This is a genomic window from Siphonobacter sp. BAB-5385 (assembly GCF_002261125.1).
GTDB lineage: Bacteria > Bacteroidota > Bacteroidia > Cytophagales > Spirosomataceae > Siphonobacter.
Map to the genome: position 1 here is coordinate 1 of NZ_NMPS01000011.1, position 1,440 is coordinate 1,440.

1 protein-coding gene is annotated in these 1,440 nt (G+C 43.2%); it reads left to right on the forward strand.

What is annotated here, in order from left to right:
* Window positions 1–45 precede the first annotated feature (45 nt).
* A protein-coding gene (locus BWI93_RS00880; RefSeq protein WP_255157674.1) for an IS3 family transposase occupies window positions 46–1,412 on the forward strand; the annotation gives its coding sequence in 2 pieces (ribosomal slippage) (window positions 46–541 and window positions 541–1,412; 1,368 coding nt in all).
* Window positions 1,413–1,440: the final 28 nt, after the last annotated feature.

The window sequence follows — 1,440 nt, forward strand, 5'->3', positions numbered from 1 at the left end:
TGGAGTGCCCCCAAGAAGTTAGACACTACTTGGGGGTATTTTATTATGTCAAGGAACAAGAAACACAGTTTTGAATTCAAATTAAGATGCGTAAAGACAGTATTGGCAGGCAAAGATTCGATGAGTGGAGTGGCCCGCCAACAGGGGATTGATCATTCATTAGTGAAACGATGGTGTCGAAGCTATGAACGTTGGGGGCTGGAAGCTTTACGGCCTAAGGTAGGTAAACGAGTTTTTAGTGCTGAATTTAAGCTAGCGGTTCTCAACGTTATGCAGCAGCAACACCTATCTTTAGCAGAAGCCTGCTTACGCTTTCATCTTTCAAGTGAAGGCCTTATCCTTACCTGGCAGAAACGCTTTAAATCGAAGGGAGCAGCAGGCTTACAACCTCAAAAGAAAGGACGACCGACTATGCAACCCAACGAGAATCAAGCTGACAAATCCAAGGGAAAACGTCCCGTAGAGCCCCTGACTCGCGAAGAAGAATTACTCAGGGAAAATGAATACTTACGGGCTGAAGTGGCTTACTTAAAAAAGCTTCAAGCCTTAGTTCAACTAGACAAAAAGCGAAAGTAATTCTAGAACTAAGGCAGCACTTCGGTTTGGATACGCTTTTGAGGTGTGCCGGCCTAGCCCGAAGCACCTTTTATTATCAGGCTAGTAAACTCACTCAGCCTGAGAAGTATGAGTTCATCAAAGGCGAGATAGAAAAGCTCTATCATCAGCATAAAGGCCGTTTAGGGTATCGTCGGATTACACTGCTGCTCAGGAAAAAGGGTATGCTAATCAATCACAAAACCGTGTTTCGATTGATGAACGAACTCGGGCTGAAGAGTCTCATTCGAGTCAAAAAATACCGTTCGTATCGGGGAGATACAGGCACGTTATTCGCTAACGTTCTAGCTCGAAACTTCAAGGCCAATGGCCCGAATCAGAAGTGGGTGACGGATGTTACGGAGTTTAAAGTTAAAGGAGAGAGGCTCTACCTATCGGCGTTGATGGATCTGTATAACCAGGAAATTATCAGCTATGAACTCTCTGGTAAGCCCGTGTTTCAATTGGTAATGAACATGCTACAAAAAGCACAGAAACAAGTAGGCAAAAACTTAATGATTCATTCAGACCAGGGGTGGCAATATCAGATGCAAGCGTATCAGGCTTGGTTGAAACAGCAGGGGATCACCCAGAGTATGTCCAGAAAGGGTAACTGCCTAGATAATGCCGTCATGGAAAACTTTTTTGGCACCTTAAAGTCCGAACTTTTTTATCTCAATACCTATGAATCTATCCAAGAGCTTAAGAAAGATATTGCAAACTATATTACCTATTATAATACCGACCGAATTAAGCTTAATTTAAAAGCAATGAGCCCGATCGAATATCGAGCTCATTACTTTCCAAACAAATTCTAAATCCGTCCAACTTTTGGGGGCTAGTCCA